General features: G+C 63.5%; 28 protein-coding genes and 1 riboswitch. Of the genes, 7 read left to right on the top strand and 21 right to left on the bottom strand.

Annotation, left to right across the window (positions count from 1 at the left end; genetic code table 11):
- Positions 1–80: 80 nt before the first annotated feature.
- From aroQ to FYB76_RS06835, 3 genes are all read left to right on the top strand, one after another.
- The gene (gene aroQ, locus FYB76_RS06845) at positions 81–650 is read left to right on the top strand and encodes a gamma subclass chorismate mutase AroQ (protein ID WP_154133111.1); all 570 of its coding nucleotides are present in this window, start codon (positions 81–83) and stop codon (positions 648–650) included.
- A gap of 194 nt (positions 651–844) precedes the next feature.
- A complete protein-coding gene (locus FYB76_RS06840; RefSeq protein ID WP_154133110.1) occupies positions 845–2086 on the top strand; it encodes an MFS transporter in 1242 nt (413 codons plus the stop codon).
- A gap of 237 nt (positions 2087–2323) precedes the next feature.
- Positions 2324–2818, top strand: coding sequence for a Dps family protein (locus FYB76_RS06835; RefSeq protein ID WP_008334773.1), 495 nt, complete (start codon positions 2324–2326; stop codon positions 2816–2818).
- Positions 2819–3016: 198 nt separating this feature from the next.
- On the opposite strand, the gene thiE is transcribed toward FYB76_RS06835, so the two are convergent.
- The 7 genes from thiE to FYB76_RS06800 form a co-directional block, all read right to left on the bottom strand.
- Positions 3017–3649, bottom strand: coding sequence for a thiamine phosphate synthase (thiE, locus tag FYB76_RS06830; RefSeq protein WP_154133109.1), 633 nt, complete (start codon positions 3647–3649; stop codon positions 3017–3019).
- A gap of 1 nt (position 3650) precedes the next feature.
- Positions 3651–4517, bottom strand: coding sequence for a hydroxymethylpyrimidine/phosphomethylpyrimidine kinase (locus tag FYB76_RS06825; RefSeq protein ID WP_154133108.1), 867 nt, complete (start codon positions 4515–4517; stop codon positions 3651–3653).
- A 2-nt stretch (positions 4518–4519) separates the two neighbouring features.
- The gene (locus tag FYB76_RS06820) at positions 4520–5329 is read right to left on the bottom strand and encodes a thiazole synthase (RefSeq protein WP_154133107.1); all 810 of its coding nucleotides are present in this window, start codon (positions 5327–5329) and stop codon (positions 4520–4522) included.
- Positions 5330–5409: 80 nt separating this feature from the next.
- Positions 5410–5610 (bottom strand): sulfur carrier protein ThiS, encoded by a 201-nt coding sequence (thiS, locus tag FYB76_RS06815; RefSeq protein ID WP_154133106.1) that lies wholly within the window; start codon positions 5608–5610, stop codon positions 5410–5412.
- A 5-nt stretch (positions 5611–5615) separates the two neighbouring features.
- Positions 5616–7529, bottom strand: a complete 1914-nt coding sequence (gene thiC, locus FYB76_RS06810; protein ID WP_154133105.1) for a phosphomethylpyrimidine synthase ThiC — start codon at positions 7527–7529, stop codon at positions 5616–5618.
- A 97-nt stretch (positions 7530–7626) separates the two neighbouring features.
- A riboswitch (TPP riboswitch) is annotated at positions 7627–7737 on the bottom strand.
- Between the two features lie 103 nt (positions 7738–7840).
- Entirely contained in the window at positions 7841–8254 is a 414-nt protein-coding gene (locus tag FYB76_RS06805) for a type II toxin-antitoxin system VapC family toxin (protein WP_088756213.1), read from the bottom strand.
- Entirely contained in the window at positions 8251–8502 is a 252-nt protein-coding gene (locus FYB76_RS06800; RefSeq protein WP_088756279.1) for a type II toxin-antitoxin system Phd/YefM family antitoxin, read from the bottom strand. The genes FYB76_RS06805 and FYB76_RS06800 overlap by 4 nt, the downstream gene beginning before the upstream one ends.
- 158 nt (positions 8503–8660) lie before the next feature.
- Between FYB76_RS06800 and FYB76_RS06795 the strand changes: the two genes are divergently transcribed.
- Both FYB76_RS06795 and FYB76_RS06790 read left to right on the top strand, forming a co-directional pair.
- Complete coding sequence (locus FYB76_RS06795) at positions 8661–11471, top strand: valine--tRNA ligase (RefSeq protein ID WP_154133104.1); 2811 nt, start codon at positions 8661–8663, stop codon at positions 11469–11471.
- Positions 11472–11628: 157 nt separating this feature from the next.
- On the top strand, positions 11629–12093 hold the full coding sequence (locus tag FYB76_RS06790; protein WP_154133103.1) for a DUF2147 domain-containing protein: 465 nt from the start codon (positions 11629–11631) through the stop codon (positions 12091–12093).
- Between the two features lie 10 nt (positions 12094–12103).
- On the opposite strand, the gene FYB76_RS06785 is transcribed toward FYB76_RS06790, so the two are convergent.
- From FYB76_RS06785 to ruvA, 4 genes are all read right to left on the bottom strand, one after another.
- Positions 12104–12559 carry a YaiI/YqxD family protein gene (locus tag FYB76_RS06785; RefSeq protein WP_034333361.1) on the bottom strand — a complete coding sequence of 152 codons (456 nt, stop codon included), beginning with the start codon at positions 12557–12559 and terminating at the stop codon, positions 12104–12106.
- Positions 12560–12578: 19 nt separating this feature from the next.
- The gene (locus FYB76_RS06780) at positions 12579–13421 is read right to left on the bottom strand and encodes a 2-keto-4-pentenoate hydratase (RefSeq protein WP_187697701.1); all 843 of its coding nucleotides are present in this window, start codon (positions 13419–13421) and stop codon (positions 12579–12581) included.
- 180 nt (positions 13422–13601) lie between these two features.
- Positions 13602–14657: a Holliday junction branch migration DNA helicase RuvB gene (gene ruvB / locus FYB76_RS06775; protein WP_154133102.1), complete on the bottom strand. Its 1056-nt coding sequence runs from the start codon at positions 14655–14657 to the stop codon at positions 13602–13604.
- A 32-nt stretch (positions 14658–14689) separates the two neighbouring features.
- The gene (gene ruvA / locus FYB76_RS06770) at positions 14690–15268 is read right to left on the bottom strand and encodes a Holliday junction branch migration protein RuvA (protein ID WP_154133101.1); all 579 of its coding nucleotides are present in this window, start codon (positions 15266–15268) and stop codon (positions 14690–14692) included.
- 114 nt (positions 15269–15382) lie between these two features.
- Between ruvA and FYB76_RS06765 the strand changes: the two genes are divergently transcribed.
- Entirely contained in the window at positions 15383–16324 is a 942-nt protein-coding gene (locus tag FYB76_RS06765; protein WP_154133100.1) for a DUF808 domain-containing protein, read from the top strand.
- Here FYB76_RS06765 and ruvC read toward each other — a convergent pair.
- Genes ruvC through FYB76_RS06740 form a run of 5 tightly spaced genes read right to left on the bottom strand, consistent with a single transcriptional unit; the run spans position 16321 to position 20290 of the window.
- Positions 16321–16863 carry a crossover junction endodeoxyribonuclease RuvC gene (ruvC, locus tag FYB76_RS06760; RefSeq protein WP_034341567.1) on the bottom strand — a complete coding sequence of 181 codons (543 nt, stop codon included), beginning with the start codon at positions 16861–16863 and terminating at the stop codon, positions 16321–16323. The two genes, FYB76_RS06765 and ruvC, sit on opposite strands and share 4 nt — an antisense overlap.
- Positions 16864–16899: 36 nt before the next feature.
- Positions 16900–18366, bottom strand: coding sequence for an FAD-binding domain-containing protein (locus tag FYB76_RS06755; protein ID WP_154133099.1), 1467 nt, complete (start codon positions 18364–18366; stop codon positions 16900–16902).
- Position 18367: 1 nt separating this feature from the next.
- Positions 18368–18784 carry a thiol-disulfide oxidoreductase DCC family protein gene (locus tag FYB76_RS06750; RefSeq protein WP_154133098.1) on the bottom strand — a complete coding sequence of 139 codons (417 nt, stop codon included), beginning with the start codon at positions 18782–18784 and terminating at the stop codon, positions 18368–18370.
- Complete coding sequence (locus tag FYB76_RS06745) at positions 18771–20102, bottom strand: FAD-binding domain-containing protein (RefSeq protein WP_154133097.1); 1332 nt, start codon at positions 20100–20102, stop codon at positions 18771–18773. Before FYB76_RS06745 ends, FYB76_RS06750 begins: the two co-directional genes overlap by 14 nt.
- An 11-nt stretch (positions 20103–20113) precedes the next feature.
- Positions 20114–20290 carry a DUF2256 domain-containing protein gene (locus FYB76_RS06740; RefSeq protein WP_088756225.1) on the bottom strand — a complete coding sequence of 59 codons (177 nt, stop codon included), beginning with the start codon at positions 20288–20290 and terminating at the stop codon, positions 20114–20116.
- A 96-nt stretch (positions 20291–20386) separates the two neighbouring features.
- Here FYB76_RS06740 and FYB76_RS06735 point away from each other — a divergent pair, with 96 nt between their 5' ends.
- A complete protein-coding gene (locus tag FYB76_RS06735; protein WP_154133096.1) occupies positions 20387–21406 on the top strand; it encodes a MerR family transcriptional regulator in 1020 nt (339 codons plus the stop codon).
- 83 nt (positions 21407–21489) lie between these two features.
- Here the strand turns inward: FYB76_RS06735 and purH are convergent, their stop codons facing one another.
- The 5 genes from purH to FYB76_RS06710 form a co-directional block, all read right to left on the bottom strand.
- A complete protein-coding gene (purH, locus tag FYB76_RS06730; protein WP_154133095.1) occupies positions 21490–23061 on the bottom strand; it encodes a bifunctional phosphoribosylaminoimidazolecarboxamide formyltransferase/IMP cyclohydrolase in 1572 nt (523 codons plus the stop codon).
- A 108-nt stretch (positions 23062–23169) separates the two neighbouring features.
- On the bottom strand, positions 23170–23403 hold the full coding sequence (locus tag FYB76_RS06725; protein WP_006463627.1) for a Fis family transcriptional regulator: 234 nt from the start codon (positions 23401–23403) through the stop codon (positions 23170–23172).
- Between the two features lie 183 nt (positions 23404–23586).
- Positions 23587–24606, bottom strand: a complete 1020-nt coding sequence (gene dusB / locus FYB76_RS06720; protein ID WP_284076468.1) for a tRNA dihydrouridine synthase DusB — start codon at positions 24604–24606, stop codon at positions 23587–23589.
- 161 nt (positions 24607–24767) lie between these two features.
- A complete protein-coding gene (locus FYB76_RS06715; protein ID WP_154133094.1) occupies positions 24768–26135 on the bottom strand; it encodes a type II toxin-antitoxin system HipA family toxin in 1368 nt (455 codons plus the stop codon).
- Positions 26129–26398, bottom strand: a complete 270-nt coding sequence (locus FYB76_RS06710; protein WP_154133093.1) for a helix-turn-helix domain-containing protein — start codon at positions 26396–26398, stop codon at positions 26129–26131. The genes FYB76_RS06715 and FYB76_RS06710 overlap by 7 nt, the downstream gene beginning before the upstream one ends.
- Between the last annotated feature and the right edge of the window lie 116 nt (positions 26399–26514).

Raw genomic sequence — 26514 nt, 5'->3', positions numbered from 1 at the left:
GGCGCGGCGCTATACTGCCGCACAGTTGATTTATCCACAGCCTTTCCCGGCACTCACCTCAGCAATCGACTCTTCCGACCATGCGCCGCCTGTCTTCCCGCTGCTTCGCCGTCCTTCCCCTGATCGCCACCCTGCTGCTCACCGCCTGCGCCACCTCGCCGCCCCCGGCCGCGCGCAGCGATGTCGAACAATTGCTGAGCCTGCAGAAAACCCGGCTCGACGTGGCCGCGCCGGTAGCGCGCAGCAAATGGAATTCGCATGCGCCCATCGACGATCCGGCGCGCGAGGCGGTGATCCTCGACGACGTCGCTGCCCGCGCACAGAAACTGGGACTGGATGCCGCATGGACGCGGCGCTTCTTCCAGGACCAGTTCGAAGCCGGCAAGATCGTGCAACGCGACCTGCACCGCCAGTGGCGCGTGGAGCAGCGTGCGCCTTTCGCCAATCCGCCTGACCTGGCCTTGCAGGTGCGCCCGGTGCTGGACCGCCTCACGCCCGACCTGCTGGCGGCGCTGGCCCGCCTCAACGGCCACTGGTGCGAACCGGCCGTGCAGCGCGACCTGGCCGAGCTCGATGCGGAAATCCTGGGCGCCGACTACGCCCCCGCCGTGCGCGAACGCGCCACCGAAGCACTGCGTTGCCAGCGTTGAATTGCAGCCTTTGTGTGCCATGACGTCGCACAAAAACGACTAAGTTGCTGAATTGACAGGCAAAAATCTTTTGCTGTCCTGCAGCATTTTTAGGGCGGGAGTAAAATTCGGTCTGGCTGTTCACGCGCACACCGGCGCGCGCGGCCTGCTCATTCCGGTTTGCAGTTCCGGATTCACATTCCGACTTCCCCGCCATGTCCGACGATTCCTGTAGTCCCAGTTCCACCGGCACGCCCGTGCCCGCCGCCGCGCCGCGTCCGCTGACGCCGGCCAAGGTCACCCGGCGGATCATTGCCACCGCCTTCTTCACCTTCCTGGTTTATCTGGCCATCGGCATCCCGATGGCGGTGCTGCCGGGTTACATCCACCTCGACCTGGGCTACAGCTCGGTGATCGCGGGCCTGGGCATCAGCGTGCAGTATTTCGCCACCTTCGTGAGCCGCGCCAATGCCGGCCGCATGATCGACACCATGGGCGCCAAGCACACCGTCATGCGCGGCATGCTGCTGTGTTCGGCCAGCGGCGGCCTGTTGCTGCTCTCGGCGCTGGCGCAGCCGCTGCCCTTCCTGTCGCTGGTGCTGCTGTTTGCCAGCCGCGCCTTCCTGGGCCTGGGCGAAAGCCTGGTCGGCACCGGCGCCATCATGTGGGGCGTGGGCCGCGTAGGTGCCGAGAACACCGCCAAGATGATCTCCTGGAATGGCATCGCCACCTATGCCGCCTTGGCCATCGGTGCGCCGCTGGGCGTGGTGCTGGACCGCTCGCTGGGCTTTGCCATGATCGGCCTGACTGGCATGCTGCTCACCGTGCTGGGCTATGTGCTGGCGCGCGGTGGTCCGGCAACGCCCGTGGTACAAGGCGAACAGCTGTCCTTCAAGCTGGTGCTGCGCAAGGTCTTTGCGTATGGCATGGGCCTGGCCTTCGGCACCATCGGCTTTGGCTCGATCGCCACCTTCATCACCCTGTATTACGCCGATCAGCACTGGAGCGGCGCGGCCTTTGCGCTGACCGCCTTCTCCTCTGCCTTCGTTGGTGCGCGCCTGCTGTTTGCCAATGTCATCACCCGCTTCGGCGGATATCGCGTGGCGGTGGTGTGCTTCCTGACTGAATCGGTCGGCCTGCTGCTGCTGTGGAGCGCCACCACGCCCGCGCTGGCATTGCTGGGGGCGGCACTGGCCGGCTTCGGCTTTGCACTGGTGTTCCCTTCGCTGGGGGTGGAAGCGGTCAACCTGGTGTCGCCCGCCAATCGGGGGGCGGCACTGGCGGCGTATTCGGTGTTCCTCGACCTGGCGCTGGGCATCACTGGTCCGCTGGCCGGGGCCATTGCCGGACAGCTGGGATATCCCCAGGTCTTCCTCTTCGCTGCCATCGCGGCCATTGGTGGCGTGGCCTTGTCGCTGTCCCTGTATCGCAGTGCGCAGCAGGGCGCAAAATCCTGATCTGATTGCCGTTGCAGTTGATGGGACGTCGGGCCGATAGATTTTGATTTATCGGCCCGATTGATTTATAGGCGTGCATTTATCTCCAAAATCGATTGAAATGGGGAACGTCGCCCCCATCCTTTCATCAATACTTGTGTAGTCGCAGTTTGTCCGTTTGCGATTTGCAATAGAATCGCGGTGTTGCGCAATGTGATGTACCCGCTTACGAAAAACCGAACAGCTAAGGAGCGAATGATGGCAAAGAAGAATGTGGCAGCCCCCTCGATCAACATCGGCATCAACGACAAGGACCGCAAGAAGATTGCTGACGGCCTGTCCAAGCTGCTGGCAGACACCTACACGCTGTACCTGAAGACCCACAACTTCCACTGGAACGTGACCGGTCCGATGTTCAACACGCTGCACCTGATGTTCGAAGGCCAGTACAACGAACTGGCACTGGCAGTGGACCTGATCGCTGAACGCATCCGCGCGCTGGGTTATCCGGCACCGGGTTCGTACAAGGAATTCGCCAAGCTGTCTTCGATCCCCGAAGCCGAAGGCGTGCCCAATGCGCAAGAGATGATCGCCCAGCTGGTGGCCGGCCAGGAAGCCGTGACCCGCACCGCACGTTCGATCTTCCCGACCGTCGATGCCGCCGCTGACGAACCGACCGCCGACCTGCTGACCCAGCGCATGCAGCTGCATGAAAAGAATGCGTGGATGCTGCGCAGCCTGCTGGAAGGCTGATGACCTGCTGGCGTTAGCCCAAGAAAAATGCCGTTCAATTGTTGAACGGCATTTTTTTCATTCACTTACCGTTCGGACTGAGTAGCCGCCCTGCCGCGTATCGAAGGCGCAGCTGCGCTGATGTGTCTTCGGTGCGTCTTCGATACGACCCTGCGGGTCTACTCAGTCCGAACGGTCAGAGAGTATGAAAGATGCGCCTCAGCGATACAGATCAACCAACTGCCGCGTCTTGCGCTCCTCCAACGGCACCAGATAGACGCTGCTGATGACGGCCACCATGTCAGCCCCCTGGGCCACCAGCGGCGGCGCGTTCTCCAGCGTGATGCCGCCGATCACCACCACCGGCAAGGGGATCTCGCGCTTGGATTGCGCAATGATTTCCGGCGCGGTCCGGAAATCATATTTTTTCACGCGCGACGGATAGAAGCCGCCGAAGGCGACATAACTGGCACCATCGCGATACGCCGCATGGGCCAGCTCCAGCGTACCGTAACACGAGGCCCCGACGATGCGCTCCGGCCCCACGGCCTTGCGCACCTCAGCAATGGAGGCATCGGTACCACCGACGTGGATGCCATCGGCATCGATCTCCAGGCATAGGTCCACATGATCATTGATGATGAGAGGCACATCATATTGCCGGCACAGCGCCAGCAATGCCGACGCTTGCGCGCGGCGCTGCTCCGCACCGGCAGTCTTGTGGCGGTACTGCACCAGCGCGGCGCCGTTCTGCAAGGCCAGTTCGGTAGCGGCCAGCAATTGGGCGGTGTCATCCCAATCGGGTGTGACGATGTAGAGGCCACGCAGATGCGTTGCGTACTCGGGTTTCATGTCAGGCTCCTGCCGCGACGGCGGCATCAATAACAGGTTCAAAGGCAGGCACGCGATTGGGGATGCGCTGCCCGTCAGCAATCGCATAGGACGTCGACAGCGCCTGCTGCGTGTACTGCTGCGCCAGGTCGATGGCCTCACGCATGGGCAGGCCGCGCGCCAGGCAGGCCGACAGGGCGGCCGCAAGGGTGCAGCCGCTGCCGTGGAATTCATCGGGCAGGCGGGTCCAGCGCCAGCGCGCGCTCTCGATGGCCTCTTCGGCAAACCCGGAACGCAACGATTGTCCGTACCAGCGATTGATCACATCCTGCTCCTGCGGACCATGGCCACCCTTGAGCAGCACATGCGCACAGCCACGCTCCATCAGCAGGGCCGCCTGCCGCGCCGGGTCGACATCCCCGCACAGGCGCCGCGCCTCGTTGAGGTTGGGGGTGATGACGGTGGCCAATTCATACAAGGGTTCGATTACCCGCGCAGCATCGTCGCGCGAGAGCTGGTCGCCCTTGCCGTTGGCCAGTACCGGATCGAGCACCACCGGCAAGTGCGGATTGCGTGCGCGCAATTGGCGGATCAGGCCGGCGATCACTTCGGCATTCTCATGGCTGCCTGCAATGCCCAACTTGACTGCAGCGATGTCGAAACGATTGATCAGCACCTGCGCCTGGTAGCGCACCAGGTCAGGATCGAGCGCATGCACGGCAAAGACGCTGACGTTGTCCTGCACGGTCAATGCGGTCGGCACCGACAAGGGATGCGCACCCAGTGCCGTGATGGCCGGGATATCGGCCTGCATGCCGGCCCCGCCGCTGGGGTCGGAGCCGGAGAAGACCAGCACGCAGGGCGGCGTGGAACGATAAGCTGCCTGCATGCTCACGCCACGCGGCCGGCCATCGGCGAGGAGGGCGAGGCGGCAAACTTGCGCGGGATGCGTCCCGCGAGGAAGGCTTCGCGGCCCGCTTCCACGGCCAGCTTCATGGCATGCGCCATGCGAATCGGATCGCGTGCACCGGCAATGGCGGTATTCATCAGCACGCCATCACAGCCCAGCTCCATCGCAATCGCCGCATCGGAGGCCGTGCCCACGCCGGCATCGACCAGCACCGGCACACGCGCCTGTTCGATGATGAGCGAGAGATTCCAGGGATTCAGGATGCCCATGCCCGAACCGATCAGCGAGGCCAGCGGCATGACGGCGGCTACGCCAAGGTCTTCCAGCATGCGTGCCTGGATCGGATCGTCGCTGCAATAGACCATCACGTCGAAGCCATCCTTGACCAGGGTCTCGGCGGCCTTCAGCGTTTCGGGCATGTTGGGGAAGAGCGTCTTCTCGTCGCCCAGCACTTCCAGCTTGACCAGCTTGTGGCCTCCCAGCAGTTCGCGCGCCAGTTGCAGCGTGTAGACCGCATCGGCAGCGTTGTAGCAGCCGGCCGTATTGGGCAGGATGGTGAATTCGGAGGGCGGCACGGCGTCCAGCAGGCTGGGCGCATTCGGGTCCTGGCCGATGTTGACGCGGCGGATCGCCACCGTGATGATCTCGGCACCGCTGGCGACAGTCGCCGCGCGGGTTTCGTCGAGGTCCTTGTATTTGCCGCTGCCCACCAGGAGGCGTGAGCGATAGGTCTTGCCGGCGATGGTCAGGCCCTTGTCCTCGGTGAGGTGGGGGGCGTCGTTCATGTTCATGTCGATTCCTTGTCTGTAAGAGCTGCGTGCCACGGGAGGCGGCGCCTGGAGGCTCCAGCGCGCCGCCGCGGAACAATCGTTCATCCGCCCCCGATGGCGCGCACTACGTCTACCTTGTCGGCCTCGGCCAGCGCGCGCTCAGGCCATTGCGCGCTGGGCACCACCTGGCGGTTCACCGCCACGGCCACCGCCTTGCCGGCCAGGGAGAGCCCGGCAATGAGCTGGTCCAGCGTGGCGCCCTCAGGCAGCGAGTGCGGCTTGCCGTTCAGTTCGATCTGCATGGCGCTTACTGCTTCGAATAGATCTCTGCGCCCATCTTGACGAACTCCACCGATTTCACCTGCATGCCTTGCTTCAAGGCGTCGATCTCGGAGATGCCTTCCTTGGCGGCGTAATCACGCACTTCCTGGGTGATCTTCATGGAGCAGAAATGCGGGCCGCACATGGAGCAGAAGTGCGCCACCTTGGCCGAATCCTTGGGCAGGGTTTCGTCGTGGAATTCGCGCGCCTTGTCGGGGTCCAGGCCGATGTTGAACTGGTCTTCCCAGCGGAACTCGAAGCGCGCCTTGGACAGCGCGTTGTCACGGATCTGCGCGCCCGGATGGCCCTTGGCCAGGTCGGCGGCGTGCGCGGCGATCTTGTAGGTGATGATGCCGTCCTTGACGTCGGTCTTGTTGGGCAGGCCCAGGTGTTCCTTGGGGGTGACGTAGCACAGCATGGCCGTGCCGTACCAGCCGATCTGCGCGGCACCGATGCCGGAGGTGATGTGGTCGTAGCCGGGAGCGATGTCGGTGGTCAAGGGGCCCAGGGTATAGAACGGGGCTTCGTGGCACTGCTCCAGCTGCAGGTCCATGTTCTCCTTGATGAGATGCATGGGCACGTGGCCGGGGCCTTCGATCATCACCTGCACGTCGTGCTTCCAGGCAATCTGGGTCAGTTCGCCGAGGGTGCGCAGCTCGCCCAGCTGGGCTTCGTCGTTGGCGTCGTAGATCGAGCCGGGACGCAGGCCATCGCCCAGGCTGAAGCTGACGTCATAGGCTTTCATGATTTCGCAGATCTCTTCGAAGTGTTCGTAGAGGAAAGATTCGCGGTGATGCGCCAGGCACCACTTGGCCATGATGGAGCCGCCACGCGAGACGATGCCGGTCATGCGCTTGGCCGTCAGCGGCACGTATTGCAGGCGTACGCCGGCGTGGATGGTGAAGTAGTCCACGCCCTGCTCGGCTTGCTCGATCAAGGTGTCGCGGAAGATTTCCCAGGTCAGGTCCTCGGCCTTGCCGTTGACCTTTTCCAGTGCCTGGTAGATCGGCACGGTGCCGATGGGCACCGGCGAATTGCGGATGATCCATTCACGGGTCTCGTGGATGTTCTTGCCGGTGGAGAGGTCCATGACGTTGTCGCCACCCCAGCGGATGGCCCAGGTCATCTTTTCCACTTCCTCACCGATGGAAGAAGTGACCGCCGAGTTGCCGATGTTGGCGTTGATCTTCACCAGGAAATTGCGGCCGATGATCATCGGTTCGACTTCCGGGTGGTTGATGTTGGCGGGGATGATGGCGCGGCCGCGTGCGACTTCGTCACGCACGAATTCCGCGGTGATCTCGGCGGGAATCGATGCACCGAAGGATTGGCCCGGATGCTGGCGGCCCATCAGGTCGGCCAGCTTGTTGCCCATGGGGCCGGAGGCCTTCAATTGCTCCAGGTATTCCTTGCGGCGCAGGTTTTCGCGGATGGCGATGAATTCCATTTCCGGCGTGATGATGCCGCGGCGCGCGTAGTGCATCTGGGTGACGTTGGCGCCCGATTTGGCGCGGCGCGGCTTGCGGTGCAGGTTGAAGCGCAGCTCGGCCAGGGCCGGGTCGTTCAGGCGCTGCTGGCCGTATTCGGAAGTCGGGCCGGGCAGTTCCTCGGTGTCGTTGCGTTCCAGGATCCAGGGCAGGCGCGGGGTGGACAGGCCGGCGCGGATGTCGATCTTCACGTCCGGGTCGGTGTAGGGGCCGGAGGTGTCGTAGACATAGATCGGCGGGTTCTTTTCCGAGCCGAACATGGCGGGGGTGTCGGCCTGGCTGATCTCGCGCATGGGCACGCGGATATCCGGGCGCGAGCCGGTCACGTAGATCTTGCGGGAATTCGGCAGAGGCTGGACGGCTGCCTCGTCGACGGTTGCCGTCGCGGACAGGAATTTCGGGTTGGCATTCATTTCGGCTCCTTTGCTTGATGACTCTTGGCTCGGAGCCAGCAAAGGAGGTTGCGGAAGAGGACGGACGGCGTGGAGGTGATACAGGGCCGTGGGTGCGTCATGCTGCCGGTTGCTTCCCTTCGCTGGCATTATCCAGATCAGGTTCAAGGGTATTTCTCACCCGGCTGCCAGAGCATGTGCTCCGGTGCCAGGACCCCTAGCGATGCGACGCGGGCTGCTTGCGCAGTCCGTGTCGTGGGCCGGATTCTACTCCAATCGGCGCAAGGAACAAGGTTTCATTTCAGATGGGCTGGGTGTGCAGCGCAGCATTTTCACTCAGCCCAAGGATCGATCACTTGCAGACCCGGGAACTGAAAATCTTTGCGATTGCGGGTCACCATGGTCAGTCCGTGCACGAGTGCAGTGGCGGCCAAGAGGCTGTCAACCGCTGCAACCGGACGCCCCGCTGCTGCCTGAATGCGCCCCCATCGGTCTGCCACGACAACATCAATCGGCAAGATTCTTCCGGCAAAATAGGCGGGCAACTCAGTTTCCAGCCAATCTATCAAGCGCAACTTTGCAGGCCCCGGCGGCTTGTTATCGGCACCTTTTCGAATTTCGCCCATGGTGAGGACGCTCAGGTACAAGGTAGCTGGAGGCCTGCGCGCAAACCATTCCACGACCCGGGGATTGGGCTCACGGCGACGCAGTTCTGACAGGACATTGGTGTCGAGCAGATAACTCAAAGGTCAACCTCCCTCGTCAGGCTGGTATCACGCTCGAATTCAACATCATCTGCATCGTAAAGCGGCGAACGCCGCATAAATTCGACCAAGGTCAAATCTGCGCCGCTGAGCCGCTCATAGTCTGCTTTCGACATGACTACCGCTACTGAGCGACCGTGCCAGGTGATTTCCTGCGGACCCGAGCGCTCCGTATCCCGCACCAGTTCCGAAAACTGAGCCTTGGCTTCTTGTATTTGCCATGTACGCATGAATACCTCCAATCTGACCAGACAGGTCAGATCATAGCAGCATTCCTTTGCAAATACCGCTGGTACCGGAATTCTTCGCCGGCTCGCGGCGACGTTTTGGGGGCTTTGTACTATCCGTCCCTTATAATGTTGGGTTTCGCAAAAACACACGTCAAATCATGGAATTAGCCAAGTCGTTCGAGCCCGCCGAGATTGAGAAATTCTGGCGCGAGGAATGGGAAAAGCGCGGTTACTTCGCCGCCACCACCGACGCGGAGAAGCCCTCGTTTTCCATCCAGCTGCCGCCGCCCAATGTGACCGGCACCCTGCACATGGGTCACGCGTTCAACCAGACCATCATGGATGGCCTGACGCGCTACCACCGCATGCGCGGCTACAACACCGCCTGGATCCCCGGCACCGACCACGCCGGCATCGCCACCCAGATCGTGGTGGAACGCCAGCTGGATGCGCAGAAGGTCTCGCGCCACGACCTGGGCCGTGAAAAATTCGTCGAGAAGGTGTGGGAGTGGAAGGAAAAATCCGGCTCCACCATCACCGGCCAGATGCGCCGCATGGGCGCCTCCACCGACTGGGCCCGTGAATACTTCACGATGGACCCGAAGATGTCCAAGGCCGTTACCGAAGTCTTCGTGCGCCTCTACGAGCAAGGCCTGATCTACCGTGGCAAACGCCTGGTGAACTGGGACCCGGTGCTGGGCACCGCCGTCTCCGACCTGGAAGTGGTGTCGGAGGAGGAAGACGGCTCCATGTGGCACATCAAGTACCCGCTGGCCGATGGCAGCGGCCATATCGTGGTGGCCACCACCCGTCCGGAAACCATGCTGGGCGACGTCGCCGTGGCCGTGGACCCGACTGACGAACGCTACGCCGCGCTGGTAGGCAAGATGATCAAGCTGCCGTTGGTGGGCCGCGAGATCCCCATCATCAAGGATGAATACGTCGACAAGGAATTCGGCACCGGCTGCGTGAAGATCACCCCGGCCCACGACTTCAACGACTACCAGGTCGGCGCACGCCACAACCTGGAAATGATCAGCGTCTTCACCTTGAAGGCCACCATCAACGAGAACTCGCCCGAGAAGTACCAGGGCCTGGACCGCTTCGAGGCGCGCAAGCAGATCGTGGCCGACCTGGACGCGCTGGGCCTGCTGGAACTGGTCAAGCCGCACAAGCTGATGGTGCCGCGTGGCGACCGTACCGGCGTAGTGATCGAGCCGATGCTGACCGACCAATGGTTCGTCGCCATGAGCAAGCCGGCACCGGAAGGGACCTTCTTCCCCGGCAAGTCGATTGCCGAGACCGCGCTGGAAAAGGTTTCTTCGGGCGAGATCAAGTTCGTGCCCGAGAACTGGACCAACACCTACAACCAGTGGCTCAACAACATCCAGGACTGGTGCATCTCGCGCCAACTGTGGTGGGGCCACCAGATCCCGGCCTGGTACGATGAGGACGGCGGCATCTACGTTGCCCGCACCGAAGAAGAAGCAAAGAAGCAAGCCGGCGGCAAGGCCGTCAAGCGCGATGAAGACGTGCTCGACACCTGGTTCTCCTCGGCGCTGGTGCCCTTCTCCACCCTGGGCTGGCCGGAAGAAACCCCGGACTACAAGCTGTTCCTGCCCTCCTCGGTGCTGGTGACGGGCTTCGACATCATCTTCTTCTGGGTGGCGCGCATGGTCATGATGACCACGCACTTCACCGGCAAGGTGCCGTTTGACACTGTCTACGTCCACGGCCTGGTGCGCGATGCCTCGGGCCAGAAGATGTCGAAGTCCAAGGGCAACACCCTGGACCCGATCGACCTGATCGATGGCATCGGCGTGGACGAGCTGGTGGCCAAGCGTACGGTCGGCCTGATGAATCCCAAGCAGGCCGCCAGCATCGAGAAGGCCACCCGCAAGGAATTTGCCGATGGCATCCCGGCCTTCGGCACCGATGCGCTGCGCTTCACCTTCGCCTCGCTGGCGACCCTGGGCCGCAACATCAACTTCGACCTGAACCGCTGCGAAGGCTATCGCAACTTCTGCAACAAGCTGTGGAACGCCACCCGCTTCGTGCTGATGAATACCGAAGGCCAGGACTGCGGTTTCGACGGCCACGAGAAGGGTGTCTGCGACAAGGAGAAGCTGCAATTCTCCAAGGCTGACCGCTGGATCGTGTCGCTGCTGCAGCGTACCGAAGCGGAAGTCGAAAAGGGCTTTGCCGACTACCGCTTCGACAACATCGCCACCGCGATCTACAAGTTCGTCTGGGACGAGTACTGCGACTGGTACCTGGAAATGGCCAAGGCCCAGATCCAGAGCGGCAATGAAGCACAACAGCGCGCCACCCGCCGCACGCTCTTGCGCGTGCTGGAAAGCGTGCTGCGCCTGGCCCATCCGGTGCTGCCCTTCATCACCGAGCAGCTGTGGCAGAGCGTGGCGCCGCTGACCGATCGCAAGCCGGATCCGGCGGGCGACTCCATCATGCGCCAAGCCTATCCGCGCCCCGACCTGGAAAAGATCGACACCGATGCCGAGGCCTGGGTCGCCCAGTTCAAAGCCTACACCGATGCCTGCCGCAACCTGCGCGGCGAGATGCAGCTGGCGCCGTCGCTGCGTGTGCCGCTGATCGTGGAAGCCGCCGATGCGTCGGCCGTGGAATCCTTCCTGCCTTACCTGCAAGGGCTGGTGCGCCTGTCGGAAGCCACGATCGTGCCGCAACTGCCGGAGTCGCCGGCACCGGTGGCCATCGTCGGCGAAGTCAAGCTGATGCTGAAGGTGGAAATCGACGTGGCCGCCGAACGTGAACGCCTCGGCAAGGAAGTCACTCGCCTGACCGGCGAGATCGCCAAGGCCAACGGCAAGCTGTCCAATGAGAGCTTCGTGGCGCGTGCTCCCGAGGCCGTGGTGGCACAGGAGAAGGAACGTGTTGCCAACTTCAGCGCTACGCTGGAAAAGGTGAAGGAACAGCTGGCCAAGCTCAAGTAAGCCGGTCTGTTTCTTCATGAAGCCGTCGTCCCCTTGCGGGGCGGCGGCTTTTGTTTTTTTGTGCTTGCCTTGCGGCGCGGGCTTGTCTAGACTGGATCGAAAAAATTAGAACAATCGTGCTTTTTTATCGCATTCGACTTGATAACAGGAGACAAGCATGACCCGTATTTCCTCCCCTTCCCGCCTGGCCACGCTGTCGCTGCTGGCCGCTACCCTGCTCTCCAGTGCTGCCGCCTGGGCCGATGGCTCGCCGGTGGGCTTGTGGAAGAGCATCGACGACGCCACCGGCAAACCCAAGGCACTCATCCGCATCAGCGAGAACAATGGCGAGTTGAGCGGCAAGATCGAGAAGCTCTTCCGTGCACCGGAAGAAGACCAGAACCCGGTCTGCCAGAAGTGCGAAGGCGAGCTCAAGGACAAGCCGGTCATCGGCATGACCATCCTGTCTGGCCTGAAGAAAGACGGTGAGGAATACAACGGCGGCCAGATCATCGATCCGGCCAATGGCAAGGTCTACAAGAGCAAGCTGTCAGTCGTCGATGACGGGCAAAAGCTCAATGTGCGCGGTTTTGTCGGCATGCCCATGCTGGGCCGCACCCAGACCTGGCTGCGGGAGCAGTAATGCCGACGCGTCAGGCCGGACGTGAAGCTTTGAGCACGTAACGGTCCAACTCGCGGGCGAAGGCGCGGCCGTCGCTGGCACTGAAGGCGGCCGGGCCGCCGGTCTCGACGCCGCTGCTGCGCAGCTCTTCCATGAAATTGCGGGTGCTGAGGTGATGGCCGATGTTCTGGGCCGTATAGAGCTCGCCGCGTGGATTGAGTGCCAGCGCGCCCTTGGCCACCACGTCGGCGGCCAGCGGGATGTCGGCGGTGATGACCAGGTCGCCGGGTTCACACTGGCGGGCGATTTCCTTGTCGGCCACGTCGAAGCCGGCCGGCACCACCATGGATTTGATGTAACGCGAAGGCGGCGTGCGCAAGGGGCGGTTGGCCACCAGCGTCACGATGATCGTGGTGCGGTCGGCCACCCGGAACAGCATGTCCTTGATGACGCCCGGACAGGCGTCGGCATCCACCCAGATCGCCATCAGTGTGCGTTCGCCCGCTTCAGACGAAAGACACGGTCAGGCCCGGCAGGGTCACGCCCGAGAAGGCCGTGGTCCAGGTCTGGCCGGGTTCGATGGGACAGGCATCGGTCCAGGTGCCGGTACTGATGATCTCGCCGGCCTGCAACTGGCGGAACCGGGACTGCTTCTGCAGGAGCTGGTGCAGGTGCCACAGGGCGTGTAGCGGGCTGTCCATCTCGTCATTGCAGAAGCCGGCCGCGCGCAGCACGCTGGACGATTCCGTATTGCAGGACAGGGAGACGCTGGCGCTGGCCAGGATCTGCGGCAAGTGATGCTTGGTCGCCGAAGAGAGCACGTGCGGCTCGCCCACGATCAGGGTGCCGTGCAAGCCGAAAGCGGCAATCGAATCGGCCACCGTGAATTCCCAATTGGGGAAGGGGCAGACCACGATCTCGAAGCCATGCGCCATCCATTCCAGGCAATCGGCCAGCTCGATGAGCGAGGCGCCGGGTGCCGGGGTCTTGCCAAGCTTGAAGACGATCTCCGGTTCGATGCGCGGCTGCACTGCACCGGTGAGCGACTGCGCGCCGTGATTGTCTTCGGCGAAGCGTACCGTGGTATCGTACATCGGCGCCCAGGTCGGGATGCGGGCATCGTCGATGATGCCGTAGCGCTCCCAGTTCTTGCGCACCACGAACCCGATCTTGCGGCCGATGGGCTGCTCGCCCTGGGCGACACGGATGTTGCGGATGTTGTGGGCGATTTCGTAGGCGTCTTCCACCGACAGCGGCTCGGACTCGGAAATGCGCGGGATGATGCGGGACTGGGCGCGGGCATCCAGCAGCTGATGCGCGTATCGAAGGGCTTGGCTCGACATTAGCATGGAGGGCTCACATCGAAAGATAGTGAATAGCTATCCATTGTCGATGACGATTAATTTTTGCACAAGCAAAAACTCGCTTTTATACGAGATCTGACAAAAATTTCATCAGATTGTGCTGCTGCGCGTCATGCTGTTTTCCACTGGCTGCAACAGTCCTGTCCAGCTTGGGAATGGCCGAGCTCAGCCGCCCCAGAGTTCGCCGTTCAGGCCGCTTTGCGGTGCAGTCACGCCAAAGTGCTGATAGGCCGCACCGGTGGCGATGCGCCCGCGCGGGGTGCGCTGCAGGTAGCCTTGCTGGATCAGGTAAGGTTCCAGCACGTCTTCGATGGTGTCGCGTTCTTCACCGATGGCTGCCGCCAGGTTGTCCAGCCCGACCGGGCCGCCGCCGAACTTGAAGAGCACGGCCTCCAGCAGCTTGCGGTCCATCAGGTCGAAACCGACCGGGTCCACGTCCAGCATCACCAGGGCGGCATCGGCCATCTCGCGGGTGATGCGGCCTTCGCCCTTGACCTCGGCATAGTCACGCACGCGGCGCAGCAGGCGGTTGGCGATACGCGGCGTACCACGGCTGCGGCGGGCGATTTCCAGCGCGCCCTCCTCGACGATGGGAGCATTGAGCAACCCGGCACTGCGGGTCACGATGCGAGCCAACTCGGGTGGCGTATAAAACTCCAGCCGGGCGACGATGCCGAAGCGGTCGCGCAGCGGATTGGTCAGCATGCCGGCACGGGTGGTGGCACCCACCAGCGTGAAAGGCTGCAGGTCCAGGCGCACCGATCGGGCGGCCGGGCCTTCGCCGATCATGATGTCGATCTGATAATCTTCCAGCGCCGGGTAGAGGATTTCCTCCACCACCGGCGACATGCGGTGGATCTCGTCAATGAAGAGCACGTCATTGGCTTCGAGATTGGTGAGCAAGGCCGCCAGGTCGCCGGCGCGCTCGAGCACGGGGCCTGAGGTCTGGCGCAGGTTCACGCCCATTTCGCGGGCGATGATGTGGGCCATGGTGGTCTTGCCCAGGCCGGGCGGGCCGAACAGCAGGGTGTGGTCGAGCGGCTCGCCGCGCTTGCGGGCGGCCGAGATGAAGATTTCGAGCTGGGCACGCACCTTTTCCTGGCCGACGTATTCGTCCAGTTGCTTGGGCCGCAGCGCACGCTCGATGGCTTCCTCGTTGGCCGAGGCCGGGGTGGCGGAGATGATGCGCTGTTCGGAGAAATCGTCGGTCTGGATGCTCATGCTCTAATCCTTGTCTGCCTTTTGCCTGTGCATCAGCCCTTGGAGAGCGCCTTCAAGGCCAGCTTGATGCCGTCCGAGACGCTGCTGTCCTTGGGCACCTGCTTCATGGCCAGGGTCGCTTCCTTGTCCGAATAGCCCAGGGCCAGCAGGGCATTGAGGATGTCGGCCGAGGCATCGCTATGGACCACGCCGGCCACCGCGCCCAGATCGGCGCCGAGCTTGCCCTTCAGTTCCAGCAGCAGGCGTTCGGCGGTCTTCTTGCCGATACCGGGCACCCGGGTCAGGCGGCCGGCTTCCTGCAGGGTCACGGCCTGGGCCAGGTCGGCCACCGACATGCCGGAAAGGATGGACAGCGCCGTGCGCGCGCCCACGCCGGAAATCTTGATGAGCTCCTTGAACGTATTGCGTTCTTCGGCGGTCCCAAACCCGAACAGGATGTGCGCATCCTCGCGGATGGCCAGGTGGGTCAGCAGCGTGACCTGCTCGCCCAGGCCCGGCAGGTTGTAGTAGGTGCTCATGGGCACGGCCACTTCGTAACCGACGCCCTGGCAGTCGACCAGCAGGTTCGGGGGGATTTTTTCTAGAAGAATTCCGGAGAGGCGACCGATCATGGCGTCAGGGATGTGCGTGGGAGGCAGCTTCTGTGATAATCCCGCGATGATACAGCACTGTTCGGATAAACAGTATCCAAGCCTCCTCCCCTTAGATGAAGACAAAGGAAAAACATGGCCGGTAGCGCCTTCTTCGCATTGATTGACGACATCGCCACCGTGCTCGATGACGTTTCCCTGATGACCAAGGTGGCCGCCAAGAAGACGGCCGGCGTGCTGGGCGACGACCTGGCCCTCAACGCCCAGCAGGTGGCGGGCGTACGCGCCGAGCGGGAGCTGCCGGTGGTCTGGGCGGTGGCCAAGGGTTCGTTGAAGAACAAGGCCATCCTGGTACCGGCGGCGCTGGCCATCAGTGCCTTCATCCCCTGGGCGGTGACGCCGCTGCTGATGCTGGGCGGCGCGTTCCTTTGCTTCGAGGGCTTCGAGAAACTGGCGCACAAGTATCTTCCGCATGATGACGAACATCATGAAGTCGCCGCCAAGACGGCCGACGACGTCGATCCGCTGGTCTACGAGCAGGAAAAGATCAAGGATGCCGTGCGCACCGACTTCATCCTCTCGGCCGAAATCATCGCCATCACCCTGGGTACGGTCGCCGGTGCGCCCCTGCAGCAGCAGATCACGGTGCTGGTGGGCATCGCCCTGATCATGACGGCGGGCGTGTATGGACTGGTGGCCGGCATCGTCAAGCTCGATGATGGTGGCCTCTACCTGGTGCAGCATGCGGGCGCGAGCGCCTGGGGGCGCTTCAAGGCCGGTATCGGACGGGCCGTCCTGGCGGCCGCACCGAAGATGATGCGCAGCCTGTCGGTGATCGGGACGATTGCCATGTTCATGGTCGGCGGCGGCATCCTGACCCACGGCCTGCCCTTCGCGCATCACGCCATCGAGGCAGCAGCGCAAGCCGTAGAGGGGATCGCGGTGGTCGGACCAGTCCTCGGGGCAATCACCCCGGCGGTCCTCAATGCTCTCTTCGGGGTAGTCGCAGGGGCAGTGGTGCTGGTAGTGGTGAAGCTGGCGCAGCGCGTGCTGTCGCTCTTCAAGAAAAAAAACTAACCGACCAGACGCCCGCCGCGCATGCGGATGCCCTTGCGCGCCAGCGCCGGGGCCAGCGCGCCGAGGTCCGACAAGACGCCTCCCCCATGCGCATGGCAGATCGCCACGCCCAGCGCATCGGCGGCGTCGGTGCCCGGCAGGCCGGGCAGCTTCAGCAGCCGCGCCACCATCTCCTGCACCTGCGCCTTCTGGGCGCGTCCATGGCCGGCTACGGCTTGCTTGACCTGCAGGGCCGTGTATTCGGCGACCGCCAGGTCGGCGGCCACCAGCGCGCAAATGGCCGCGCCGCGCGCCTGCCCCAGCAGCAAGGTAGATTGCGGATTGACGTTGACGAACACTTTTTCGATGGCCGCGCAGTCCGGCGCATAGGACTTCACCACTTCACCGACACTGGCCAGGATCACCTTCAGGCGTGACGGCAGGTCGCCGTCCGGCGTCTTGATGGTGCCGGAGGCGATATAGGACAGCGTGTTGCCCTGCTTGTGGATGACCCCGAAACCGGTGGTGCGCAAGCCAGGGTCGATACCGAGGATTTTCATGCCCGCCAGTCTAACCGATCAGGCGGGCATCTCGCGTCAGAACAGGACGCCCTGCCCCGGATCCGGCATTTTCTGGCGCGGGCGGCGCTGGGTGGTCGAGGGCAGGCCGCTCTTGCGCGAGCCATGCTTGTCCTGGATGGCATCGGCTTCCGCGCGCGCGGTACTGCTGCTGCGCTGGCCGTAGAGGGCATCCTTGGCGTGCTGGAGCGCCGTCTTCTCATCCACGATGGGATCGGGATAAGCCGCCGTGCCGAATTCCGGCACCCAGCGCCGCACGTACTCGCCCATCGGATCATGATCGCGCGCCTGCTTGGCCGGCGAATAGATGCGCAGGGTGTTGATGCCGGTGGTGCCGGATTGCATCTGCATCTGGCTCCAGTGGATGCCCGGCTCAAAATCCAGGAACTGCCGCGCCAGGAACAGCCCCGGAGCGCGCCAGTGCAGCCACAGGTGATAGGCGGCAAAGCTGACCAGCATGGCGCGCATGCGGAAGTTGAGCCAACCGGTGGCGCACAGCTGGCGCATGCAGGCATCGATCATGGGATAGCCGGTACGGCCTTCGCACCAGGCATCGAAACGCGCCTGCGCCTCCACGCCCCACGGACCGCCATCGCCCGGACGCAAGCCATCCAGCGAACGCGCCACGTTGCGCCATTCGATATCAGGCTGGTCTTCCAGCTTCTGCATGAAGTGGCAATGCCAGCGCAGGCGGCTGGAGAAGCCGCGCAGGCCGTAGGCCAGCTCGCGGTCGGCCGTGTGTTCGATGGCCAGCTCGGTGGCCTGATGCACGCTGCGCATGGAAATGGTGCCGAAGGCCAGATGCGCACTGAGCCGGCTGCAGGCTTCGGGTGCGCTCAGCGGACTGGACATGCCACGCCGGTAATCGCGCCCGCCGCCGCCGAGGAAGGCGCGCAGCGTATCCCACGCTGCCGCCTCGCCGGCGGGTGGTTGCAGGCGCACCCCGGGCAAACCCAGTTCGCTCAATGTGGGCAGCCTGTCGGGCTGCATCCCTTGCGGTGCCAGGAAGCCGACAGGATTGGCAACCTGCGTTGCCTCCATGCGCTGTACCCAGCGCGCGGCACAGCCGTCGCGGCTGCGCAGGCGGCGCACCACGCCGGTTTGCGCAAACTCCTGCCACCGCACGCCCTGGATGCGGCTCCAGCGGTTGACCGAAATATCGCGGGCATAGCTCCAGGCCGGGCCGGTTTCTTCATGACTGAAAAGATGGGTCACGCCCCACTGCCGGCGCAGCGATTCCAATACCTGCACCGCCTCGCCAATGCGTACCAGCAAAGGCAGGCCGCGCTGCTTCAATTCGATCTGCAAGGGGGCAAGGGAACGCAACAGGAAGTCCACATGCCGTGGATCGCATTCAAAACTCTGCAGCCAGGCTGGCTCGATGATGAAGACCGCAAACGCACGCTCGCATCGCGCAGCCTCAGCCAGCGCCGCATGATCGCGCAAGCGCAGGTCGCGCTTGAACCAGACCAGACCCACGCTCATCTCAGCCTCGGTCCTGGCGGCGTTCGAGCCGCACCACCAGGCGTTGCACGGCCGGACGCACGCGCAGGAAGCCGCGATAGCTGCGCTCCATCAGCCACAGCATGCCGGGCAAACGTGCCAGCCGGGCCAGCCAGCGCCACCCCGGCAAGCTCGCCCACAGCTGCACGAAGGCTTCGGCACCGCTGAAGACCACGCCATCCGCGCGACGCACATGAAAGCGCGCCAGCAGCTGCTGGCGCGTGAGCCCCGCCGGAAGCTCCATGGCGGGCATATCCGGGCGGCTGATGTCGCAAAAGCGCAGCGGGGCATCCCCCGCACCGCGCTGGTACACGCCAATCTCGCGCCGGCACAGCGGGCAGGCGCCGTCGTACAGCACGGTAATCTCATGCTGTGGTGGGCGAGCGTCAGGATCCGCCATCGCGCCGCTCCTTGCGTTCGGTGCGCGCCAGCAACTCGGCTGCCGTCTGCAGGCCTTGCGTGCTGCGACGCCACCATTGGGTGAACAGGTCGCTGGGCTTGTCCACCACCGGGAACAACTCGGGCGGTGCCACGCACTGCGCCCACAGCGGCAACCAGGGGGCGAGATGCGGATCAGCCACGCAACGTACGCTGCGGGCAGACTTGAGCGCACGGCCGACGGTGGCGGCGTCACCGTGCCAGCACAGCGGAGTCAGCTCGCGCATGCGCGCACCGACGAAATCCCAACGGCGCTGGTCCCAAGGCCAGAGCAGATGGAAGTCCGAGAGATACAGACCCACCACCACGGTGTCGGCCGACAGGTCGGACGGCAACTCGCCCAGGCTCCACGGATGGACCAGCCAGACATCGCGTCCGGCCACGGCCTGCGCCTCCGGGCCCACACTGCCCAAATGTTCAGGTGGCACCGGCAGCAGGGCCGGCTCCTTGCAGCGCTCGCGCGTGCGCTGGGCGGGTTCGGCCGCCACCGGGTCGGGATGGAGGGCGATTTCGCCCAACGCTTCATAGGAGGTGTCGACCACGGTCCCCGGGCTATGCCACTCGGCCGGGGCGTACTTGGCGACGTTCTCGGCATTGAACAGGTAAGGCTTGTGGCTGCCAGTGCCCGCCACCCATTGCCAGCTCAGGTGATTGCTGGCGAGGTCGCCATCGAGCAGATGGCCGACCATCCAGTCCGCCCCCGCGCGCCAGTGCACCTTGCGCAGATGCACCACATAACTGGCCAGCCACATGCGCGCGTGATTGTGCAGGGTACCGGTGGCATACAGGGTACGCACGGCCTGGTCGATCACCGGCAGGCCGGTGGCGGCTTCGCGGATATCGGCCGGCAGTTCGCGCGCATAGGCCGCCTCCGGGAGCGGACCGGCATGCAGCGAATCGAAGATGCGCGCCCCGCGCCTGGCCCAGACGTAGCGGTAGAAGGCGCGCCAGCCGAGCTCGTAGACAAACTTGTGCTGCACATCCAGCGCCTGGCGGCTGCACACGCCCGCCAGCACTTCGCGCAGGCTGACCAGGCCGTGCGTGAGATAGGGCGACAGGCCGGTCACCGCGCCATCCAGGCTGTTGCGGGTGCGGGCATAGGCACCGGGACGCACGGCGGCGATACGCTCGCGCGCAGCGGCCAGGGTCGGCAGCAAGGGCAGCAATGCCAGCGGTCGCGGCGCAGGGACGGCCGCGACCGTGGCAGCGGCGGGTGCAACGGGTGCATCTTCCGGGGAAGGTGTATCCAGCACCAGGTCGAATTGATGTTTGCGATACATGGCTCGACTCCTCAAAGGCCAGGGTGGGCGCGCTTGCGGCGGCAGGCTTCGGAACAGTATTTGACCTCGTCCCAGTTCTTCGCCCAGGCACGCCGCCAGGTCATGGGCAGGCCGCACACGGCGCAGGGCTTGCTGGGCAAGTGCGCCTTGTTGCCGCGATGTCCGTTGACTTGGCTTTTCGGTTTCATGACTCAGGATTGTACTGAATAAATGCGTCACACTTGACTCATGACGCCAAATTCGCGTCTATAATCTGTGTCAAACATGATTCACCGGAGACCATCATGAGCCTTGCGCAATCGACCTCTTCCCCTGCCCTTGCGGCCGACAAACCCGCTGGCGAAGCCTTGCGCCGTACTGGCGCGGTGGCGCGCATGCTGCGCATGCCGGTGGCCACGCTACGCGTGTGGGAGCGCCGCTACGCGCTGACGCAGGGCAAGCTTTCGCCCAGCGGCCAGCGTCTTTATTCGGAAGCCGACGTACGGCGTTTGGCGCTGATCCGGCAATTGACCGAACTGGGCCATGCCATCGGCAGCCTGGCCGGGCTGGACATGGACCAGTTGCAGCAAGTCGCAGCCACCCACGCCGAACTGCATGCAGCCCGCCCGACACCACCGGATGCAGTGCAGGGTCAGTGGCGGCTGGCCGTGATCGGCTCCACCCTGGCGCAGCGCCTGGACAAGCCCGGCCTGCTGCAGCGCCTGGGGCGTCCGCTGCAGTTGCTGGGCCCGTTCGAGAGCATCGAACAGGCGGCCATGGCCTTGAAGCGGGAAGAAGTGGATGCCCTGCTGCTGCACGAACCGCAGTTGCACGCCGGCTGGCTGGGTGCGCTGGAAAGTTCGGCACCGGCACTGAGCGGGCTGCCAATGGCGGTGCTGTATGGATTTGCCAGCGAGGCGGTGTGCGAGACGCTGGCAGCGGTGGGCATCAGCCTGCTGCGTGCGCCGCAGCCCGATGTGGTGATCCTGCAATGGTTGCGCGGGCTGGCCGCACTGTCCTCACCGGCGCGCGACGACGAGGCAGGTGACAAGGCGCTACCGCCGCGCCGCTGGAATGACAACGAGTTGATCGCCTTTGCCAACCAGTCCACCACGGTGGCCTGCGAGTGCCCGCGCCACGTGGCGGAATTGCTGATGCAGCTGTCGCAGTTCGAGCACTACAGCGCGCAATGCGCCAACCGCAACGTGGCTGACGCGCAATTGCATCAATACCTGCAGCAGTTGACCTCGGAATCGCGCCAGCGGTTTGAAGCGGCCTTGACGCGCATTGCCGTGCATGAAGGATTGATCAGCGAAAACAGCTGAGCCCAGCGTGCCGCGGCACACGAAGCACAGACAAAAACGCCCGGCATGAAGCCAGGCGTTTTCGTTACAGCAAGCGCTGTTGATCAGTGACGGAAGTGACGCGTCCCCGTCAGCAGCATCACGACATCGCGCTCATTGGCTGCATCGATGACTTCCTGGTCGCGCATGGAGCCACCCGGGTGGATGACGCAGGTGGCACCGGCATCGACCACCACATCCAGGCCATCGCGGAACGGGAAGAAGGCATCCGACGCCACGGCCGAACCGGCCAGGGTCAGGCCGGCATTCTGCGCCTTGATGGAGGCGATACGGGCGGAATCGATACGGCTCATCTGGCCGGCACCGACACCAAGCGTCATGCCATTGCCGCAGAACACGATGGCATTGGACTTGACGAACTTGGCCACGCGCCAGGCGAACATCAGGTCCTGCAGTTGCTGCTGGGTCGGCTGCTTCTTGCTGACCACCTTCACATCGGCCAGCAGGACGTTCTTGGCGTCCGGCGACTGCACCAGCAGGCCACCGCCGACGCGCTTGAAGTCATAGCCGTTCAGGCCGGTACCCAGCGGGATTTCCAGCAAGCGCACGTTCTGCTTGGCAGCGAAGATCTGCTTGGCTTCGGCGCTGAAGGACGGGGCGATCAGCACTTCCAGGAATTGCTTGGCCACGGCTTCGGCCGCTGCGGCGTCCACTTCGCGGTTGAAGGCGATGATGCCGCCGAAGGCCGAGGTCGGGTCGGTCTGCAGGGCCTTGCTGTAGGCTTCCAGCGGGTTGGCGCCGATGGCCACGCCGCAGGGGTTGGCGTGCTTGATGATGACGCAGGCTGCTTCCGTGGCCGGGTCGAAGCTCTTGACGCATTCCCAGGCGGCATCGGCGTCGGCGATGTTGTTGAAGGACAGTTCCTTGCCCTGCAGCTGGGTGTAGTTGGCCAGGGCGCCATCGACCTTCTTGATGTCGCGGTAGAAGGCGGCGCTCTGGTGCGGGTTCTCGCCGTAGCGCATGTCCTGGACCTTCTCGAAGTGAAGATTCAGGGTCGCCGGGTAGGCGCTGCGGGTGCTGTGCTGCTTGTCTTCACCCAGCGAGGTGAAGTAATTGGTGATGGCGCCATCGTATTGCGCGGTGTGGGCGAAGACCTTCTTGGCCAGCGCGAAACGCTTTTCGTAGGGCAGGTCGCCACCGGACTTCAGCTCGGCCAGCACGCCTTCATAGTCGGTCGGATCGCAGATGACGATGACGTCCTTGTGGTTCTTGGCCGAGGAACGCAGCATGGCCGGGCCGCCGATGTCGATGTTCTCGATCGCGTCTTCCAGCGCGCATTCTTCCTTGGCCACGGTCTGCTGGAACGGGTACAGGTTCACCACCACCATGTCGATGGTGGGGATGCCGTGCTGCTCCAAGGCGGCGACGTGCTCGGGGAAATCGCGACGGGCCAGGATGCCGCCATGGACCTTGGGATGCAGCGTCTTCACGCGGCCATCCAGCATTTCCGGGAAACCGGTGTAGTCGGCCACTTCGGTGACCGGCACGCCATTGTCGGCCAGCAGCTTGGCGGTGCCGCCGGTGGACAGGATGTTGACGCCCATGGCGGACAGCGCGCGCGCGAAATCGAGCACGCCTGCCTTGTCGGATACGGAAATGAGTGCTTGTTTGATCATGGTAGGCAAGACTGGTAAGGAAAAGGAAACCTGAAAAACCGTGGAAGGAAGCTGCACCCGCGCACCCGCCCGACGCCCTCACTGGCGCGCCGGCAAGGATGGTGGCGGCTACAGCAGGCCGTGCTGCTGCAGTTTCTTGCGCAGCGTGTTGCGGTTGATGCCAAGGATCTCGGCGGCCTGGGACTGGTTGCCCTCGGCGCGCGCCATCACGGTCTCGAAGACCGGTTTTTCGACCGTGGCCAGCACCATGTCGTAGACATTGGTCGGTAGCTGTTCACCCAGATCCCGGAAATATTTTTCCAGGCTCTTCTTGACGACATCCTCAATACTTTCTTTGCTCATTGCTCTGCTGCTTCTGTTCTTGTCGGCGCCACCCCGCAAGCCTGAATGCGCCGTATTCCCCCGGGCGCGATGGTGCGTGGCGATGCCGTGTTGTTGATCAATTGCGCCCGCTGTTGCCGCTCGCGCCAGCGCATCCGAACCCCTTGGCCCTGTCGTGCTGTCCTGCCATCCTGCGGTGTTGCTTCAGGCGGCCAGGGCTACCTCGTCGGCCAGTCCGTATTGCAGGCGATCGCCGTGCACGGCCTGGTCAGCAAAGAACTGCCGTACCGCCTGCAACTGCTGGCCGCAGTCTTCGATGCGGTTCATGCTGCGGCGGAAAGTCTCGCCGCCCGGCAGGTCGCGCACATACCAGCCGATGTGCTTGCGTGCCGTGCGCACGCCCAGGTAGTCGCCATAGAAGGCGTAATGGGCTTGCAGGTGTTCATCCATCAGATGCGCCACCTCGGTCACCAGCGGTGCCGGCAGGTGCTCGCCGGTGCGCAGGAAGTGATCGATCTCGCGGAAGATCCAGGGACGCCCCTGGGCGGCGCGGCCGACCATGACCGCGTCGGCCCCGGTGATGCGCAGGACTTCGCGCGCCTTCTCGGGCGTGGTGATGTCGCCATTGGCCACCACCGGGATCTTCACGGCGGCCTTCACGGCCGCGATGGTTTCGTACTCAGCTTCACCGCTGTAGCCGTCGGCGCGGGTGCGGCCGTGCAGGGTCAGCATGGCGATACCGGCGGCCTCGGCGCGCTCAGCAATCTTGAGGGCGTTCTTGTTGGCGCGGTTCCAGCCGGTGCGGAATTTCAGGGTCACCGGCACATCTACCGCCGACACCACCGCGTCCAGGATGCGCGCCACCAGTTCCTCGTCCTGCAGCAGGGCCGAACCGCACCAGCTGTTGCAGACTTTCTTGACCGGGCAGCCCATGTTGATGTCGATGATCTGCGCACCGCGCTCGACGTTGTACTTCGCGCAATCGGCCAGCATGACGGGATCGGCCCCGGCGATCTGCACCGCCTTGGGTTCCATCTCGCCATCGTGGTTGATGCGGCGCGAGGTCTTCTCGCTCTGCCACAGGCGCGGGTCGGACGCAGCCATTTCCGAGACGGCATAACCCGCCCCCAGCTGCTTGCACAACTGGCGGAACGGACGGTCTGTCACACCCGCCATGGGGGCGACGAACACGTTGTTGCGCAGGGAATAGGGCCCAATGTTCACGACGTGGATAGGGGGAGATACGGGGAAGGGCGCTATTTTAGCGCGATTGCCTGCCTCGCCCAACAAGAATCGGGCGCGGTTACATCTTTGCGGGTGATTATTTATTGGGCAGCGGAGATTGTTGGTGAAATGCTAATTCGAAGTATCACTTGACGGGAATCTCACGCCGATTTCACAAAGGCCAGCAAGCTGTCTGCCGACTGGCGCAAACCTTTCAGAATCGCTGCGGCGACTTTGGACGGGAATCCGTCCGGCAGATCGGCTTGCACCGCGGCAATGACTTGCTCGGTACGCTCGCCCAGTTCACGCAGCAGCGCCAGCGGCCCTTCACCGCTCTCGGCCACGACCCCGAAGTGCGTGCCGAGGGCCGCCCAGTGACGTGGCAGGATATCTTTCATCCTGCGATGCACGTTGCGGGACCGCACCGCCATCGCCATGGCAGCCCGATGCGGCGACAACTTGCCGGGCCCTTCGCCGATCATGGGCAAGACAGACAGCACGTCATACAGCGGCGTCGGTTCATATCGGCCACCGGGCTTGAGGAAGAGCGAGAAATTCTTGGCATGGCCGTCGGTCGCCCACAGCATCCAGAACAACACCTGCGCCTGGAAGAAGTAGCGACGCGCCGCCACCGGATCGATGGCACCGCCCAGAAGCGCCATGATCTCCTTCATGCCCGGACCGCCATCGGCTTCATATTTGAGCCAGGGGGAAATCCCGCTGGCCTGGCACAGGTCTTCCTGCGGCAAACGCAGCAGTACGGTCTGCCCGCTGACCGGATCGCGGCTCCAGCGGCGGTCGAAGCGCTCCACCGACAATACCCGCTGCGCTCCAAAACGCAAGAGTTCGCAGGTGGCCACCGGCATGCCATAGGCCGCCAGGATGCGTGAGCACAGCCATTCATTCTCGATCGAATGGCGCAGATCAAGCTTGAGGCCACCGACCACGCCCATGGGCAATTTCAGGATGTGCGTAGTGGGAGTGCTACCGTGAGGCAGGCACCATTGATCCTGGTACCACAACAGGGCGGTCTTCTCCTGGGCTCCTGCCAATGAGAGGCGCAGCTCTCCATCGTCCTTCAGGCCCAAGGGCATGGGCTCCGTAATCTGATGCAGCAACTCTGCGACTTCGTTGTCACTCAAGGGCCGGGACTGGATCACCGTTCTGGCTGAGAGCACCACGCCCCTCGGCAGGATCTGGAGTGCACCCACGCAATCCCGGCCCGCTTCGGCCAACAGTGCAAAGGCATCGGTGTCGGCGGCCTGGTAGCGGCGTGCAAGGCGTTCGCGGATGAGCTTGCTGTCGGGAAGCAGGTTGTCGAAATAGTGGTGGACGATCTCGCCACGATGGGGCGGATTGCCGGGCTTGAAAGGCAGCGACAGCGACAAGGGACGGCCGCCGGGCGATGCCACCCACTGCGGATCGTAGTGCAGGCTGTCGCCTTGCGCCGTGATGGCCCAAGTGCCAACGAAACTGCCATTCATCCACAGGCCCAACTCCCTGGGCTTGCGACGCTGCGCGGTCACCATGAAGCGTCGTCGGAAGGGGGCGTATCACTCTTCGAGAGCGCATCGTCCGCTTTGCGCAGCACCAGCTCGACGCCCAGGATGTTGAGCAGTTCCACCAGCCGGTCGGCACTGACCTTGTCAGCATTGCGCTCCAGCGAAGACAGGCTCTGCTGGGTCACGCCCAGCCGACGGGCAACCTCAGTCTGGGTCATGCCGGATTGCTTGCGGTAGGCCTGCAGCAGCTGGGGCAGCTGGTGGCCAGTACGAACAGGAAATTCACTCATACAACCCCGCTACGAAGTGATGTGAAACAAATCATACGTTGTTTCGCAACTTTACGCATTGTGATTTGTATTCAGCCAATACAAATTTAAATTTGTATTTCCAATTACAAACCAAA

The sequence above is a fragment of the Herbaspirillum sp. CAH-3 genome, assembly GCF_009668275.1.
Lineage (GTDB): Bacteria > Pseudomonadota > Gammaproteobacteria > Burkholderiales > Burkholderiaceae_D > Herbaspirillum > Herbaspirillum aquaticum.
Note: the sequence above shows the minus strand (reverse complement) of the source record. Positions and strands in the feature narration are given on the sequence as shown.